The organism is Agromyces aurantiacus (genome assembly GCF_016907355.1).
Lineage (GTDB): Bacteria > Actinomycetota > Actinomycetes > Actinomycetales > Microbacteriaceae > Agromyces > Agromyces aurantiacus.
This window is the reverse complement of record NZ_JAFBBW010000001.1, coordinates 2,546,990-2,563,137: the sequence shown is the minus strand read 5'-3', so window position 1 is coordinate 2,563,137 and position 16,148 is coordinate 2,546,990. Positions and strand designations below refer to the sequence as shown.

Annotated in this window: 13 protein-coding genes and 4 tRNA genes; 9 read left to right on the top strand and 8 right to left on the bottom strand. The window is 71.2% G+C overall.

Annotation, left to right across the window (positions count from 1 at the left end; genetic code table 11):
- Positions 1 to 7: 7 nt before the first annotated feature.
- From JOD46_RS12145 to JOD46_RS12125, 5 genes are all read right to left on the bottom strand, one after another.
- Positions 8 to 538 (bottom strand): dihydrofolate reductase family protein, encoded by a 531-nt coding sequence (locus JOD46_RS12145; protein ID WP_204394776.1) that lies wholly within the window; start codon positions 536 to 538, stop codon positions 8 to 10.
- Between the two features lie 68 nt (positions 539 to 606).
- Positions 607 to 2,751: a 3-hydroxyacyl-CoA dehydrogenase NAD-binding domain-containing protein gene (locus JOD46_RS12140; RefSeq protein ID WP_204394774.1), complete on the bottom strand. Its 2,145-nt coding sequence runs from the start codon at positions 2,749 to 2,751 to the stop codon at positions 607 to 609.
- A gap of 5 nt (positions 2,752 to 2,756) precedes the next feature.
- A complete protein-coding gene (locus JOD46_RS12135) occupies positions 2,757 to 3,962 on the bottom strand; it encodes a thiolase family protein (protein ID WP_204394773.1) in 1,206 nt (401 codons plus the stop codon).
- Positions 3,963 to 4,039: 77 nt separating this feature from the next.
- Positions 4,040 to 5,236 (bottom strand): HRDC domain-containing protein, encoded by a 1,197-nt coding sequence (locus JOD46_RS12130; protein WP_204394771.1) that lies wholly within the window; start codon positions 5,234 to 5,236, stop codon positions 4,040 to 4,042.
- Entirely contained in the window at positions 5,229 to 5,816 is a 588-nt protein-coding gene (locus JOD46_RS12125; RefSeq protein ID WP_204394769.1) for a DUF3000 domain-containing protein, read from the bottom strand. Before JOD46_RS12125 ends, JOD46_RS12130 begins: the two co-directional genes overlap by 8 nt.
- A gap of 88 nt (positions 5,817 to 5,904) precedes the next feature.
- On the opposite strand from JOD46_RS12125, the gene JOD46_RS12120 reads away from it, so the two are divergent.
- Positions 5,905 to 7,086 carry an alpha/beta hydrolase family protein gene (locus JOD46_RS12120; protein WP_204394767.1) on the top strand — a complete coding sequence of 394 codons (1,182 nt, stop codon included), beginning with the start codon at positions 5,905 to 5,907 and terminating at the stop codon, positions 7,084 to 7,086.
- Positions 7,087 to 7,098: 12 nt separating this feature from the next.
- Here the strand turns inward: JOD46_RS12120 and JOD46_RS12115 are convergent, their stop codons facing one another.
- Positions 7,099 to 7,539 carry a SufE family protein gene (locus tag JOD46_RS12115; RefSeq protein ID WP_204394765.1) on the bottom strand — a complete coding sequence of 147 codons (441 nt, stop codon included), beginning with the start codon at positions 7,537 to 7,539 and terminating at the stop codon, positions 7,099 to 7,101.
- Between the two features lie 36 nt (positions 7,540 to 7,575).
- Positions 7,576 to 8,475, bottom strand: coding sequence for a sulfurtransferase (locus JOD46_RS12110; RefSeq protein ID WP_204394763.1), 900 nt, complete (start codon positions 8,473 to 8,475; stop codon positions 7,576 to 7,578).
- Between the two features lie 144 nt (positions 8,476 to 8,619).
- Between JOD46_RS12110 and zapE the strand changes: the two genes are divergently transcribed.
- On the top strand, positions 8,620 to 9,675 hold the full coding sequence (zapE, locus tag JOD46_RS12105; protein ID WP_204394761.1) for a cell division protein ZapE: 1,056 nt from the start codon (positions 8,620 to 8,622) through the stop codon (positions 9,673 to 9,675).
- A gap of 184 nt (positions 9,676 to 9,859) precedes the next feature.
- Positions 9,860 to 11,122: an ammonium transporter gene (locus JOD46_RS12100; RefSeq protein WP_204394752.1), complete on the top strand. Its 1,263-nt coding sequence runs from the start codon at positions 9,860 to 9,862 to the stop codon at positions 11,120 to 11,122.
- A 646-nt stretch (positions 11,123 to 11,768) separates the two neighbouring features.
- Here JOD46_RS12100 and JOD46_RS12095 read toward each other — a convergent pair.
- Positions 11,769 to 11,844: transfer RNA gene (locus tag JOD46_RS12095), tRNA-Val, on the bottom strand.
- A 291-nt stretch (positions 11,845 to 12,135) separates the two neighbouring features.
- On the opposite strand from JOD46_RS12095, the gene JOD46_RS12090 reads away from it, so the two are divergent.
- The 6 genes from JOD46_RS12090 (at position 12,136) to JOD46_RS12065 (ending at position 16,145) form a co-directional block, all read left to right on the top strand.
- A tRNA-Gly gene (locus JOD46_RS12090) sits at positions 12,136 to 12,208 on the top strand.
- A 53-nt stretch (positions 12,209 to 12,261) separates the two neighbouring features.
- Positions 12,262 to 12,332: transfer RNA gene (locus tag JOD46_RS12085), tRNA-Cys, on the top strand.
- A gap of 31 nt (positions 12,333 to 12,363) precedes the next feature.
- A tRNA-Val gene (locus tag JOD46_RS12080) sits at positions 12,364 to 12,438 on the top strand.
- A gap of 73 nt (positions 12,439 to 12,511) precedes the next feature.
- Entirely contained in the window at positions 12,512 to 13,561 is a 1,050-nt protein-coding gene (locus JOD46_RS12075) for a metallophosphoesterase (protein ID WP_204394750.1), read from the top strand.
- Between the two features lie 122 nt (positions 13,562 to 13,683).
- Positions 13,684 to 15,582: a threonine--tRNA ligase gene (gene thrS, locus JOD46_RS12070; RefSeq protein WP_239563875.1), complete on the top strand. Its 1,899-nt coding sequence runs from the start codon at positions 13,684 to 13,686 to the stop codon at positions 15,580 to 15,582.
- The gene (locus tag JOD46_RS12065; RefSeq protein ID WP_204394747.1) at positions 15,579 to 16,145 is read left to right on the top strand and encodes an HIT family protein; all 567 of its coding nucleotides are present in this window, start codon (positions 15,579 to 15,581) and stop codon (positions 16,143 to 16,145) included. Before thrS ends, JOD46_RS12065 begins: the two co-directional genes overlap by 4 nt.
- Positions 16,146 to 16,148: the final 3 nt, after the last annotated feature.

Sequence of the window (16,148 nt, the reverse complement as noted above, 5' to 3'; positions counted from 1 at the left end):
GTCGGCGTCAGCCGACGCGGTACACGTGCTCGACCGCGTCGCCGAGCCGCGTGACCTCGACGAGCTCGAGCGGCGGCGTGACCGCGCCCACGGGTAGCAGGGGGCGGCCGCGGCCGAGCGCGACGGGCATGTACGTGACGAGCAGCTCGTCGAGCCGACCGGCCTCGAGGAACTGCGCCGCGACCGGGCCGCCGCCGATGACCCACACGTTGCGCCCGTCGGCTGCAGCCACCGCAGCATCGGCGACCGGCGCGACCGGGCCTGACGCGAACCGCACGTCGGCGCCTTCGGGTACCTCGAGCTCGCGGTGCGTGAGCACCCACGTCGGGATGGCGCCGTAGGGCCACCCGCCCCCCTCGCGGAGCACCCACTCGTAGGTGGTCGCACCCAGCACGAGCGCGCCGACCTGGGCGAAGAACCGCTCGTAGTGCTCGGTGAAGTCGTCCATGCCGAACTGCAGCAGCCAGGCGAGGTCGTCGTGCTCGTCGGCGATGAATCCGTCGAGGGTGGAGGCCACGTAGTACTGGATCTTCGTCACCGCCCGAGCATACGAACGGCCCCCGACATCGTGCGTCGGGGGCCGTCCGGTGGTCGTCGCGTCAGGCGTCAGGCGCCCACGCCGCGGATCGGCGGGTGGTGGAACGTGTCGCCGAAGGCGCGCTCCGAAGCACCGACCCGGTCGAGGTAGGGCGTCGCGCCGCCGGCCGGGAACGGCCATCCGGCACCGAGGATCAGGCAGAGGTCGATGTCCTCGGCCGCGGCGACGACCTGCTCGTCGAGCATCAGCTTGATCTCGCGCGCGAGCTCGTCTTCCACCCGACGGAGGATCGTGGCCGCGTCGACCGGCGACGAGCCGACGGTGATGGTCTTCTTCGCCTCCTTGGTGAGGTCGGTGACCTTGCCGTGCTTGTCCTTCTCGACGACCGGGCCGTCGAGCTGCGCGAGCGCGTGCAGGTTCTCCGACGAGTAGAACCGCTCGGGGAACTCGCGCACCATGGTGTCCTGCACGTGCGCGGCCACTGCCCAGCCGACGAGGTCGATGAGCTCGAACGGTCCCATCGGCAACCCGATCGGCGTGAGCGCCTTCTCGACGACGGGCACCGGCGTGCCCTCGTCGACGGCGCGGGCGGCCTCGCCCATGACCTTGGCGAGCAGGCGGTTCACGACGAAGCCCGGCGCATCAGCCGTGAGCACCGCGCTCTTCTTCAGCTTCGCGGCGACCGCGAAGGCCGTGGCGAGCGTCTCGTCGTCGGTCGCGGGCGCCTTCACGATCTCGAGCAACGGCATGACCGCGACCGGGTTGAAGAAGTGGAAGCCGACGACGCGCTCGGGGTGGGCCAGCTTCGCGCCGATCTGCTCGACCGAGAGCGACGAGGTGTTCGTCGCGAGGATCGCCGTCTCGGCGAGGTGCGGCTCGACCTCGGCGAAGACCTGCTGCTTGACCGCGAGGTCCTCGAAGACCGCCTCGATGACCCAGTCGCAGTCGGCGAAGTCGGCCTTGTCGGTGGTCCCGGAGACGAGCGCCCGAAGGCGGTTCGCCTCGTCGGCGTCGATGCGGCCCTTCTGCTCGAGGGTGCCGATCTCGTCGCGGATGTAGGCCAGGCCCTTGTCGACGCGCGCCTGGTCGAGGTCGGTGATGAGGACCGGCACCTGCAGGCGGCGCACGAACAGGAGGGCGAACTGGCTCGCCATGAGGCCGGCGCCGATGATGCCGACCTTCGTGACCTTGCGGGCGAGCTCCTTCGCGGGAGCGCCCGCGGGCTTCTTCGCGCGCTTCTGCACGAGGTTGAACGCGTAGATCGACGCGACGAACTGGTCGCCCGAGACGAGGTCGGCGAGCGCCTCGTCCTCGCGCGCGAACGCGTCCTCCTTCGTGCCGCCCTTGGCCGCCTTGAGGAGGTCGAGCGCCACGTACGGCGACTTCGCGGTCGTGCCGATCTTGCCCTCGAGGCTCTTGCGCGCGATGCCGATCGCGACATCCCACTTGGCGAGCTTCTCGAGCTTGCCGGGCTGGTTCGGCCGCTTCACCTTGATCGAGCCGCCGAGCACGCCGTCGGCCCACTTCAGCGAATCCTCCAGGAAGTTCACCGGCGCGAACATCGCGTCGGCGATGCCGAGTTCGAGCGCGTCCTTCGCCTTCAGCATGCGGTTCTGCTTGAGCGGGTTCTCGATCACCACGCGCAGCGCGTTCTCGATGCCGATGAGGTTCGGCAGCAGGTAGGCGCCGCCCCACGCCGGCACGATGCCGAGGAACACCTCGGGCAGCGCGATCGCCGGCGCCGAGGCATCCACGGTGCGGTAGTCGCTGTTCAGCGCGATCTCGAGGCCGCCGCCGAGGGCCAGGCCGTTGATGAACGCGAACGAGGGCACGCCGAGCTCGCCGAGCTTGCCGAAGACCATGTGGCCGAGCTGGCCCATCTTCAGCGCGATCTCGCGGCTCGGGATCTCGCCCACCTTCGACAGGTCGGCTCCCGCGGCGAGGAAGTACGGCTTGCCCGTGACGGCGACGGCCTGGATCTCGCCGGCCGCCGCGCGGGCCTGCAGCTCGTCGAGCCGGTCGTTCAGCTCGAGCAGCGTCACCGGACCGAGCGTCGACGGGCGCGTGTGGTCGCGCCCGTTGTCGAGCGTGATGAGCGCGAGCACCTTGCCCGACGGCAGGCGGATGTCGCGCACGTACGAGTGCGTGACGACCTCGTCGTCGGCGAAGGCGGCGGCCAGCTCGGAGAAGTCGATCTTCGAGTAGTCGGTCATCTCGCTCAGCGGCCCTTTCCGTAGCGCTTGTGGTGCGGGTTCTCCCAGATGACGCTGCCGCCCTGTCCGAGGCCGACGCACATGGCCGTGAGGCCGTAGCGCACCTCGGGGTGCAGCTCGAACTGGCGTGCGAGCTGGATCATGAGGCGCACGCCCGACGCGGCGAGCGGGTGGCCGATCGCGATCGCCCCGCCCCACTGGTTGACGCGCGGGTCCTCATCGTCGATGCCGAAGTGGTCGAGGAAGCTGAGCACCTGGACGGCGAAGGCCTCGTTGAGCTCGAAGAGCCCGATGTCCTCGATCTTCAGGCCGGCGCGCGTGAGCGCCTTCTCGGTCGAGGGGATGGGGCCGATGCCCATGACCTCGGGCTGCACGCCGGCGAAGCCGAAGCTCACCATGCGCATCTTCACGGGCAGGCCGAGCTCCTTGGCGGCGTCGGCGCTCGCGAGGATCGACGCGGTCGCGCCGTCGGTCAGCGGGGAGGCGTTGCCGGCCGTGACGCGGCCGTGCGGCCGGAACGGCGTCTTGAGGGTGGCGAGGCCCTCCATGGTGGTCTCGGGGCGGCGCCCCTCGTCCTCGGTCGCGAGGCCCCAGCCCTCGGCGGTGCGGAGGGCGACCGGCACGAGGTCGGGCTGGATGTGCCCGGCGTCGTACGCGGCCTGCACCTTCTGCTGGCTGCGCACGCCGAACCGGTCGCTGCGCTCCTTGGTGAGCTCGGGGAAGCGGTCGTGCAGGCGCTCGGCCGTGTTGCCCATGTTCAGCGCGTCGGCGGCGACGAGCTTCTCCGCGAGGAAGCGGGGGTTCGGGTCGGCGTCCAGGCCCATCGGGTGGCGGCCCATGTGCTCGACGCCGCCCGCGATGACGACGTCGTACTGGCCGAAGCCGATGCCCGACCCCGTCGTCGTCACGGCGGTCATCGCGCCGGCGCACATCCGGTCGATCGCGAAGCCGGGCACGCTCAGCGGCAGCCCGGCGAGGATCGCCGCGGTGCGGCCGAGGGTGAGGCCCTGGTCGCCCTGCTGCGTGGTGGCGGCGATGGCCACATCGTCCACGCGGTCGGTGGGAAGGTTCGGGTTGCGCTCGAGCAGACCGGTGATGGCCTTGACCGCGAGGTCGTCCGCCCTCGTGTTCCAGTACATGCCCTTCTCGCCGGCCCGTCCGAACGGGGTCCGGACCCCGTCGACGAACACGACATCAGCTCGTTCAGCCACGCTGCAGCTCCCTTTCGAGTGAGGAATGACCCGATCCTAGGAACGCCGTCGGCGGGGGAGGAATCGGTTGGTGGTTCCTACGAAGCCTCGTGCGCGGCGTCCGCGAGCGATTGTGCCGCTCGCACAAAGGCATCGGCGATTATCTGTGCAGTTGCCTCAAGCTGCCAGGGCCGCGCGCCGAGTGCGGCGAGGGCGTCGGCGACGTTGCCCGCGGTGGGCTCGATGGGCGGATGCCACGCCACGCGCCGCAGGTGATCGGGCGTGAGTACGTTCTCGACGGGCATCTCCAACCGCTCGGCGACCTCGGCGACCGCCTCCTTCGCGAACCGCAGCCGCGCGTCCGCCTCGGGGTTGCGCGCCGCCCACGCGCGGGGCGGCGGGGGAGCGTCGCTCGGCACGCGCGTCGCGGGCGGCTCGGCGGTGCGCGCCGTCTCGATGGCGGCCCACCACCGGTCGAGCTCGGTGCGGCTCGCGCGGCCGTTGAACGCCTTGAGGTCGGCGAGCGCGCGCTTGGACTCGGGCAGGTTCTTGGCCACCGCGAGGATGGATGCGTCGGGGATCAGCCGGCCGGGTGCCACGTCGGCCTCGACCGCGAGGGCGTCGCGCGCCAGCCAGAGTTCGCGGGCGACCGCGAGGTTGCGGGGCGAGCGCAGCGCGTGGATGCCGCTCAGCCGCCGCCAGGGCTCGGCGGCGGGCGGCTTCGCCTCGCGGCGCACGGTCGCCTCGAACTCCTGCTCGGCGATCCCCGCCTTGCCGGCCTCGGCGAGTCGCTCGGCGAGGCGGTCTCGCACGTCGACGAGCAGTTCGACGTCGAGCGCCGCGTACCGGAGCCACGACTGCGGCAGGGGCCTCGTCGACCAGTCGGCGGCGGAGTGCTCCTTGGCGAGCTTGATGTCCAGGAGCTCCTCGACGACGGATGCGAGGCCCACGCGCGGCATGCCGAGCAGGCGCGCCGCGAGCTCGGTGTCGAAGATGCGGACGGGGTCGAGCCCGACCTCGCGCAGGCAGGCCAGGTCCTGGCTCGCCGCGTGCAGCACCCACTCCTCGTCGCGGATCAGCGCCTGCACCTCGCCGAACCCCCCGAGCATCGTCGGGTCGAACAGGAACGTGCCCGAACCCCGACGGTAGAGCTGGATCAGGTAGGCGCGTTGCGAGTAGCGGAATCCGCTCGCCCGCTCCGCGTCGACGGCCACGGGGCCCGATCCGCCCTCGATGCGCTCGACGGCCTCGTCGTACGCCTCGCGGGAGTCGATCACGTGGAACTCGTCAGCCACGTCTCCTCCTCCGTCGCGGAAGGGCCGTCACCCCCTCGGTCGAAGGAGGTAGCCCCGCCAGCATGCACAGCAACTCACTCCACCCTTCCACATGCGGCGCCGCGTTCTCATCGAGCGGCGTCCAGGAGGCGCGCAGTTCCAGCTCGGCGCCGTCGCCCTGGCGCGCGAGTTCGCCGAATCCGGTCGAGAGGATCTTCGTGACCGTGCCGGACGCCGCGACGTACCCGGCGCCGCGCGCGTCGAGCGCGTCGACGAGCCACGACCACGCGACCTCCGCGAGGAACGGGTCGGTGCCGATGTCGGTCTCGAGAGGGGCCTGCGCGAAGCACACGACGCGGAAGCGTCCGCCCCACGACTCGGGCTCCGACGGGTCGTAGAGCAGCACGAACCTCCCCGTGCCGAGGTCGGAGTCGTCGGCGTGACGGCCGGGAGCGACATCGGCCGCGAGCGCGACCGCCCACGGTGCGAGCGAGGACGGCGCCGCGATCTCCGTCACGCGGAGCTCGGGGCGCGGCGCCGCAGCACGCAGCGACGCGAGCGCCGCGGCGAACTCCGGGGGTGGCAACGCCGAGTCCGACACGTGTGCAGACTAGAGTCTGGATCACGGGGGTGGGCGGCGGCGCGCCGCGACCTCGCGGCGAGGCGGTCGGATGGTTCGAGGAGGCAGCATGGCACGGCTGGAACGCACCGTCGGACCGGTCGCCGCAGTGCTGGGCGGCGTGGCGCTCGTGGGCGTCGCGTTCGCGGCCGCCACCGCGGCGACCGCGGTCGTCTTCGCGCGACGCGTGGTGATCCCGGAGCCCCAGCGCGAGGACGACCTCCGCATCGACCACGTCGACCTCGCCGCCCGGGAGGTGCTCCTGACCTCCAACCCCGAGACCAGGGTGGGCGGTCGCTACGCGCTCTGGTTCGAGCACGACTCCGGTCACGCGCGACTCGGCGAGGTCATCGACGACGACGGCCACCGCGTGCGGCGGCGCATCGAGTCCGTCGACTTCGGCCGGCTCGACCGCGCGACCCGCGGGCGTCTGAGCGGCTGGTACCACCTCGGTCCGTGGGAGGTGGCCGAGCCGTACCGCAACGTCGTCGTCGAGACGCCGCTCGGACCGGCGCCGGCGTGGTTCGTCCCGGCCGCCGACGCGTCCGGCGCCGACTCGGCGGACTGGGTCGTCCAAGTCCACGGCCGTGGCGCCAAGCGGCACGAGGCGCTGCGCGCGATCGCTCCCGCCCACGAGGCGGGATGGTCGAGCCTGCTCGTCTCCTACCGCAACGACGGCGAGGCGCCCGAGAGCGAGGACCGCCGCTACGGCCTCGGCGGCACCGAGTGGGAGGACGTCGTCGCGGCCGTCCGGTTCGCGGTGGCCCACGGCGCCCGGCGGATCGTGCTCATGGGATGGTCGATGGGCGGTTCGATCGTGCTGCAGACCGTGTTCCGCTCGGCCGAGGTGCGCGAGCACCTCGTGGGCGTGATCCTCGAGTCGCCCGCGGTCGACTGGCCCGACATCCTGCGATTCCAGGGCCGGGCGCTCGGCTGGCCCGACGAGCTCGGCGGCGCCGTGGCGCGCGTGCTGAGCGCTCCCGTCGCGGGCACCCTCACCGGGCTCGCGGCGCCGATCGACCTCGAGGCGCTCGACGCCGTCGCGCGGGCTGACGAGCTCGACGTCCCCATCCTGCTCATGCACAGCGAGGACGACGGCTTCGTTCCGATCGACGGCTCGCGACGCCTCGCGACGGTGCGCCCCGACCTCGTGCAGTTCGAGGTGTTCGACGAGGCGCGGCACACGCGGCTGTGGAACTTCGACCCCGAGCGGTGGACGAGACTGATCCGCGACTGGCTCGCGGCGCGCTGAACGGCCGCCGGATCAGCCCGCGAGGCGCTCCGCGAGCTGGCGCTTCGCGCGGGCCAGCATGCCCGACATCCCGCGCACGCGCAGGGGTGAGACCGCCTCGTTGAGCCCGAGCGACTGCGGATAGTCGGCGGGGATCGCCATGACCTCGTCGGGCGTGAGCCCCTCGAGCCCCTGCGCGAGGATCGAGGCGAAGCCACGCGTCGTCGGTGCCTCGGCCGGCGCGGTCGCGTGCATGTGCACGAGCCCCGCGTCATCCAGCTCGACGAAGATGAACACCGGCGACTGGCATTCCTCGACGCGCTCGAGCAGGTCGGGGTGGTCGCGGTAGCGCTCGGGCAGCTCGGGCAGCTCGTTCGAGAAGTCGAGCAGCAGCGTCAGGCGGTCCTTCAGGCCGAGCGCGAGGAAGTCCTCGCGCGTCTCGGCGAGCGCGGCGGGCAGGGTCGTGGCATCCATCGGATCCATTCTCCCACCGAGCGGCCGCGCGCCGGCTCAGCGGCCGGGCACCTCGCCGCGCTCCGGCCCGACGGCGATCGGCACGCGCACCGCGCTGCCCCATTCGGTCCACGAGCCGTCGTAGTTGCGCACGTGCTCGAAGCCGAGCAGGTGGGTGAGCACGAACCAGGTGTGGCTCGAACGCTCGCCGATGCGGCAGTAGGCGATCACCTCGTCGCCGTCGCGCAGGCCGACCTCGTCGCGGTAGATCGCCTCGAGCTCGGCGCGGCGCTTGAACGTGCCGTCCTCGGCGGCGGCGCAGGCCCACGGCACGGATGCCGCGGTCGGGATGTGCCCGCCGCGCAGCGCGCCCTCTTCGGGGTAGGCCGGCATGTGGGTGCGCTCGCCGGTGTACTCCTCGGGCGAGCGCACGTCGATGAGCGGCTTGCCGAGGTGGGCGAGCACGTCCTCCTTGAACGCGCGGACGGTCGTGTCGTCGCGCTCGACGACCGGGTACTCGACCGGCGTGACGCTCGGCGGCTCCGTCGTGAGCGCCCGGCCCTCGGCGATCCACTTGTCGCGGCCGCCATCGAGGAGCCGCACGTCGGGGTGCCCGAAGAGCGTGAAGACCCAGAGCGCGTAGGCGGCCCACCAGTTGTTGCGATCACCGTAGATGACGACGGTCGAGTCGCGGGCGATGCCCTTCGAGCCGACGAGCGCGGCGAATCCCTCGCCGTCGAGGTAGTCGCGCACGACCGGGTCGTTCAGCTCGGTGTGCCAGTCGACCTTCACGGCCCCGGGGATGTGGCCGGTCTCGTAGAGCAGCACGTCCTCGTCGGACTCGACGACCACGAGACCCGGTCGTCCGAGGCGTTCGGCGAGCCACTCGGTCGTGACGAGCCGCTCGGGGTGGGCGTACTCGGCCAGCTTCGCGGCGGGGTCGGACTCGACGGGCATGGGAACCTCCTGGGGGCGTCCGGGGTCGGACGAGGCGGGCGGGGTGGCGGACTAGGCTGGTCACCTGTCCACCTCGAATCTACGCGGCGCGCCGGTCGGCGTCACCGGGCCCGTCACCACGCGCAACACGGGAGCCCCTCGCCGATGACCACTGCAGCGACATCCGCCCTCGAGCGCCTCGTCGACCGGAACCCCTCGATCACGGGCGCCGAGATCGCCTCGGAGCTGGTGCCGCCGCCGCAGTTCGAGCACGCCTCGTTCGAGTCGTACCGACCCGACCCCGACTTTCCGTCGCAGCAGGCCGCGCTCGACCGGCTGAACGAGTTCGCGGGCGCCTGGCGTGCGGCGCAGCGCCCGGGCGGGTTCTTCTCGCGCAAGCGCCCGGCGCGCATCGAGCTGCCGGGCGTCTACCTCGACGGCGGATTCGGCGTCGGCAAGACGCACCTGCTCGCGGCGCTCTGGCACGTCGCGCACGGGCCGAAGTACTTCGGCACCTTCATCGAGTACACGGCGCTCGTCGGCGCGCTCGGCTACGCGCCCGCGGTCGAGCTGCTGCGCGGGGCCCGGCTGATCTGCATCGACGAGTTCGAGCTCGACGACCCGGGCGACACGATGCTCATGACGCGGTTCCTCGGCGAGCTGATGGCGAGCGGCACGCGCGTGGCGGCCACCTCGAACACGCCCCCGAACGCGCTCGGCGAGGGCCGGTTCGCGGCCGCCGACTTCCTCCGCGAGATCCACGGGTTGGCGTCGAACTTCGAGACCCTCCGCATCGACGGCCTCGACTACCGCCGCCGCGACACCGAGGGGCATGCCGAGGCGCTGCCCGACGACGCGGCCGTCGAGCACGCGGCATCCGCCCTCGCCGGCCGCGGTCACCGGGTCTCGCTCGACACGTTCGACGCGCTGATCGCGCATCTCGCGACCGTGCACCCGTCGAAGTTCATCAAGCTCATCGCCCGCCTCGAGATCATCGCCCTCACGGGCGTGCACGAGCTGACCGACCAGAACGCCGCGCTCCGGCTCGTCGCGTTCATCGACCGCGTGTACGACGCCGAGGTGCCCATCGTCGCGAGCGGCGTGCCGCTCGACGAGGTGTTCGGCGGCGACATGCTCTCGGGCGGCTACCGCAAGAAGTACCTGCGCTCGATGTCGCGCATGATCGCCCTCACGACGGGCGAGCTGCCGCCGCACGACTGATCTCGGGCCGCCGCCGGCGGCCCGATCCGCGCGACGTCACAGGCGATCCTCCGTTCCCCGAAACATGCTGTTTACGCCCCGGCGCGGGCCGTAACGACCCCGAAACATCCGACGCCGCGTTCGGAAACGTCCTCTCAAGAAACTGTTCAGCACCTGCCCCCCAGATTCTTGAGAGAGGTTCGACATGGATCAAGGCAACACCGCGTTCCTGCTGATCGCGGCAGCCCTCGTCCTGCTGATGACCCCCGGACTCGCGTTCTTCTACGGCGGCCTCGTGAAGGCCAAGAGCGTGATCAGCATGATGATGCTCAGCTTCGGCGCGATGGGCCTGATCGGCGTCCTGTGGGTCGTCTACGGCTACGCGATCGCGTTCCCCGGCTCCGAGGGCCTCGTGGCCCCGTGGACGATCGACTGGTCCGCCATCGGCCTGACGAGCCTCCTCGAGGTCCCCGAGGGCGCCGCGTACCCGCCGCTCGCGTTCGTGGCGTTCCAGGCCACGTTCGCGATCATCACGGTCGCACTGGTCTCCGGCGCCATCGCCGACCGCGCGAAGTTCGGGGCGTGGATGATCTTCGCCGCCATCTGGGCGACGGTCGTCTACTTCCCGGTCGCGAGCTGGGTGTTCAACTTCGGCCTCGCCGACGACGGCAGCTTCGCCTACGGCGGCTGGATCACCTACGGCATGCAGGAGGCCTTCGGCGTCGGCGCGATCGACTTCGCGGGCGGCACCGCGGTGCACATCAACGCCGGTGCGGCGGCCCTCGCCCTCGCCCTCGTCCTCGGCAAGCGCGTCGGCTTCTCGAAGGGCGCGCACGTGCCCCACAACCCGCCCTTCGTGCTCCTCGGTGCGGGCCTGCTCTGGTTCGGCTGGTTCGGCTTCAACGCGGGCTCGGAGCTCGCCGCCGACGGCACCGCCGCGGTCGCGTTCGTGAACACGATCGCCGCGCCCGCCGCCGCGCTGCTCGCCTGGCTCGTCGTCGAGAAGATCAAGGACGGCAAGCCCACCTCGGTCGGCGCCGCCTCGGGCGCCGTCGCGGGCCTCGTCGCGATCACCCCCGCCTGCGCGTCGGTCACCCCCATCTGGGCGATCGTGCTCGGCGTCATCGCCGGCGCGGTCTGCGCGCTCGCCATCGAGCTGAAGTTCAAGCTCGGCTTCGACGACTCGCTCGACGTCGTGGGCATCCACCTCGTCGGCGGCCTCATCGGCACGCTGTACCTCGGCTTCTTCGCCAACGGCACCGGCCTCATCTACAGCGGCGACCCGACCCAGCTCATGGTGCAGGCGATCGCGGCCTTCGCGGTCATGATCTACTCGTTCGTCCTCGCGTACGTCATCGGCTTCGCCATCCAGAAGACCATCGGCTTCCGCGTGAAGAACGAGGACGAGGTCGCCGGCATCGACACGGTCGTGCACGGCGAGGAGGGCTACAAGCTCGAGACCGTCTGATCGCTGCGATCACCGCGAGGGCGGTGAGGGTAGTGTGCGGGTGTGCCAGACACCAGCCGCTTCCTCACCGCCCTCGGGCGTGTGCTCCGCTCGCTGACCGGCCCGGGGCGGGGCCAGGGGCGATCGGATGTCGCGGAGCCGCCCCGCTCGGAGGACGGGCAGGCCTGGCCGGGGCGCACGGGCCCGTCCGCCACGGTCGAACTCGACCCCGGCGCCGTCCGGCGCGTGCGGTTCTCGTACACGCCCGAGCGCGACGGCGAGCCCGACCCGGGCGAGGTCGTGTGGACCTGGGTGCCGTACGAGGAGCGCGACGGCCGCGGCAAGGACCGCCCGGTCGTCGTGGTCGCGGCCGGCGCGCCGGGGGAGTTCCTCGCCGTGCAGCTGACCAGCACGCCGCACGACCACGACCGCGACGCGATCGCCCTCGGGGCCGGCGCGTGGGGACCCGCAGGGCCGGCCGAGCTGGGCCCGCCTGGACCGGCTGTTCCGCGTGCACGCCGACGGTGTGCGCCGCGAAGCGGCGTCGCTCGACCGCGAGCGGTATGCGCGCGTCGTCGACGCGCTCACCGCCCGGTACGGGTGGAGATCGGCCGGCTGAGTCTCGGAGACGGCCGAAGCCCCCGGCCATGGACCGGGGGCTTCGTGGTGGTGGGCGATGCCGGGCTCGAACCGACGACCTCTTCCGTGTGAAGGAAGCGCGCTACCAGCTGCGCCAATCGCCCGAGGTGTCTCGCGGACCGACCGGGGCCGTGCCGCGAAGTCGATACTAGCCCACGCGGCGGCCTCGACGCACATCGGCCGGCGGGCCGGGCGCGTCGGCGTCGACGCGCGGGGGCCGCATGCCCGATCACTCCGTGAGCGCAGCCGTGCGGTCTCGTCGAGCACGGCGACACGCCCGGGACGCATGCACGGATTGCGCGCCTGACCGGGCCGAACGTGCCACACGACCCGCTCGGTTTGTCATTCGTTCACGTCATCCGTTAGAGTCTCTACGTCGCCGAAACAGCGACAACGCGGATGTGGCGCAGTTGGTAGCGCATCACCTTGCCAAGGTGAGGGTCGCGAGTTCGAGTCTCGTCATCCGCTCTGATCAAGCCGGCGCAAGCCGGTTTGTTCGTTGGTGGTGAACCCAAAGCAACGGTGGATTGGCCGAGAGGCGAGGCAGCGGCCTGCAAAGCCGTATACACGGGTTCGAATCCCGTATCCACCTCGAGACGAGCCCCTCGCAGCTCACTCAACCCGGGCGATTGGCGCAGCGGTAGCGCGCTTCCCTGACACGGAAGAGGTCACTGGTTCGATCCCAGTATCGCCCACCACATGAGAACGCCCCGGTCCGCCGGGGCGTTCGTCGTTTCCGCTCTCGCGCGTAGAGTGCCCATGGGGGTGCGGATGCGACGGCGACCATCGATCGGCGCGTCCGTCCTCGTGCTCGCGGGGTTCCTCGCGCTGGCCGGATGCACGCCGTCGGGCACGCCCGACCGCGCGGGGATCGGCGGCACGCCCGGCGCGACGCCGTCGGCGCTGACGTTCACGGCGGAGGGCGACATCGGATCGAGCGAGCACGCCGCCGCGACGCTCGACCAGGTGCGCGAACTCGATCCCGCGGTGCACTTCGCACTCGGCGATCTCTCGTACGGGACGACCGGCGAGGAGGGCGACTGGTGCGCGTTCGTCGAGGAGCACGTCGGCCCCGACATCCCTGTTCAGCTCGTGGCGGGCAACCACGAGTCCGACGGGCGGAACGGCGCGATCGAGGCCTTCGCCGACTGTCTGCCGAACCGGCTCCCCGGACTCGAAGGAGACTATCCGCGGCAGTACCTCGTCGACCTGCCCGCGGAGGCGCCGCTCGTGCGGTTCGTGGTGATCTCGCCGGGCATCACGTTCCGCGGTGCGGAGGGCGCCTGGTCGTACGCGGCCGGCACGGAACGCTACGACTGGACGCGTGCGGCGATCGACGGCGCGCGCGACGCGGGGATCCCGTGGGTGGTCGTCGGCATGCACAAGCCGTGCCTGTCGGCCGGGAACTACGCGTGCGATCCCGGCGCCGACCTCGTCGACCTGCTCGTCTCTGGCGGCGTCGACCTCGTGCTGACCGGACACGAGCACCTCTACCAGCGCACCGACCAGCTCCGGTTCTCCGGCGCGTGCGAGTCGATCGCGCCCGACGCGATCACGCCGGCGTGCGTCGCCGACGACGGGGCCGCACTCGCCCGGGGCGACGGGACGGTGTTCGTGACCGTCGGCACCGGCGGGACGACGCTGCGCGACGTCCATCCGGATGACCCCGACGCGGCGTACTTCGCCTCGTGGTCCGGCGCGAACGCGGATCCGTCCTGGGGGAACCTGATAGTGCGGGTCACGCCGTCCGCGCTCGACGTTCGATTCGTCGCGGCCGTCGGCCGCTTCGAGGATCGGTTCCGCATCAGCGCCGACGGGTGACGCGCAGGCCCGCCCGCGGGTCCTCGGCCCGACTACAGTTGAAGGGTTTCGTCTCAACCCTCAGGGAGTGGATCCACTTGGCCGACGGCTTCGAGCTCTTCACCGACCGGACCGTTGTCGCGATGCGCGTCAACGGCGAGCTGAAGGACCTCGCGACGACGGTGACCGACGCCGACGTCGTCGAGCCCGTGACGATCGACTCGCCCGACGGCCTCGCCATCCTGCGGCACTCGACGGCGCACGTGCTCGCGCAGGCCGTGCAGAACGTGAACCCCGAGGCCAAGCTCGGCATCGGCCCGCCCGTCACTGACGGCTTCTACTACGACTTCGACGTGGCCGAGCCGTTCACCCCGGAGGACTTGAAGGCGCTCGACAAGGAGATGGCGCGCATCATCCGGGCCGGCCAGCGCTTCGTGCGTCGCGCCGTGACCGACGACGAGGCGCGCGCCGAGCTGGCGGGGGAGCCGTACAAGCTCGAGCTCATCGGGCTGAAGGGTGCCGCGGCCTCCGGCGACGACAATGAGAGCGTCGAGGTGGGCGGCGGCGAGCTGACGATCTACGACAACGTCGACCCGAAGACCGGCGAGGTCGCCTGGAAGGATCTCTGCCGGGGGCCGCACCTGCCGAACACCCGCATGATCGGCAACGGCTGGGCGCTCATGCGCGTCGCCGCCGCCTACTGGCGCGGGTCCGAGAAGAACCCGCAGCTGCAGCGGATCTACGGCACCGCGTGGCCCACCAAGGACGAGCTGCGCGCGTACCAGCACCGCCTCGAGGAGGCCGCGCGACGCGACCACCGCAAGCTCGGCGTCGAGCTCGACCTGTTCAGCTTCCCCGACGAGATCGGCTCGGGCCTGCCCGTGTTCCACCCCAAGGGCGGCGTGATCAAGCGGGAGATGGAGGACTACGTCCGCCGGCGCCACATCGAGGAGGGGTTCCAGTACGTCTCGACCCCGCACATCACGAAGGCGCACGTCTTCGAGCTGTCGGGCCACCTGCCGTACTACAAGGACACCATGTTCCCGCCGATGGAGCTCGAGAACAGCGAGTACTACCTCAAGGCGATGAACTGCCCGATGCAGAACCTCATCTACCGCTCGCGCGGCCGGTCGTACCGCGACCTGCCCCTGCGGTTCTTCGAATTCGGCACCGTGTACCGCTACGAGAAGTCGGGCGTCGTGCAGGGCCTGACCCGCGTGCGCGGGCTCACCCAGGACGACTCGCACAGCTACGTCACGCCCGAGCAGGCGCCCGCCGAGATCGAGCACCTCCTGAACTTCGTGCTCGGGCTGCTGCGCGACTTCGGCCTCGACGACTTCTACCTCGAGCTCTCGACGCGCGACGAGCACTCCGACAAGTTCAAGGGCTCCGACGAGCAGTGGGAGGTCGCGACGAACGTGCTGCGCGAGGTCGCCGAGCGCTCGGGCCTCGAGCTCGTGCCCGATCCGGGCGGGGCCGCGTTCTACGGCCCGAAGATCTCGGTGCAGGCGCGCGACGCGATCGGCCGCACCTGGCAGATGTCGACCATCCAGTACGACTTCAACCAGCCCGAGGGCTTCGGCCTCCAGTACACCGCGGCCGACGGCACCCACCAGCAGCCCGTCATGATCCACTCGGCGAAGTTCGGCTCCATCGAGCGGTTCTTCGGCGTGCTGACCGAGCACTACGCCGGCGCCTTCCCCGTGTGGCTCTCGCCGGTGCAGGTCGTGGGCATCCCGGTCGCCGACGAGTACGCGCCCTACCTCGGCGCCATCCTGACCCAGCTGCAGGGCGCAGGCGTGCGCACCGAACTCGACACGAGCGACGACCGCATGCAGAAGAAGATCCGCACCCACACGACCCAGAAGGTGCCGATTCAGCTCATCGCCGGCGAGAACGACCGCACGGCCGAGACCGTGAGCTTCCGCTTCCGCGACGGCAGCCAGGAGAACGGCGTGCCGATCGCCGAGGCGGAGCGCCGCATCCTCGAGGCGATCGCCGACCGCCGCCAGGTGACCACGAGGGACGGCCTGTTCGTATGACCTCCTACGAGCATGGCGAGTTCGACGGCATCCCGACGGATGTCTCGAGCGAGCTGGCCGGGGTGCCCGACGCGTTCCAGCGGCTCTGGACCCCCCACCGGCTCGTCTACATCCAGCAGGGCGAGCAGCCCGACGAGCACACGTGCCCGTTCTGCCGGGCGCCGAAGCTCTCCGACGAGCAGTCGCTCATCGTCGCCCGCGGTGAGCACGCGTTCGTGCTGCTGAACCTCTTCCCGTACAACAGCGGTCACCTGCTCGTGTGCCCGTACCGCCACATCGCCACGTACGACCAGGCGAGCGCCGACGAGGTCGCCGAGATCGGGGAGCTGACGCAGATCGCGATGCGCACGCTCAAGCAGGTGTCGCGCTGCGACGGGTTCAACCTCGGCATGAACCAGGGCCGGATCGCGGGCGCGGGCATCGCCGAGCACCTGCACCAGCACATCGTGCCGCGATGGGCCCTCGACGCGAACTTCTTCCCGATCGTCGCGGGCACGAAGGCGATCCCGCGCCTGCTCGGCGAGGTGCGCCAGGAGATCGCGGAGGCCTGGCCGGCTTCCTGACCC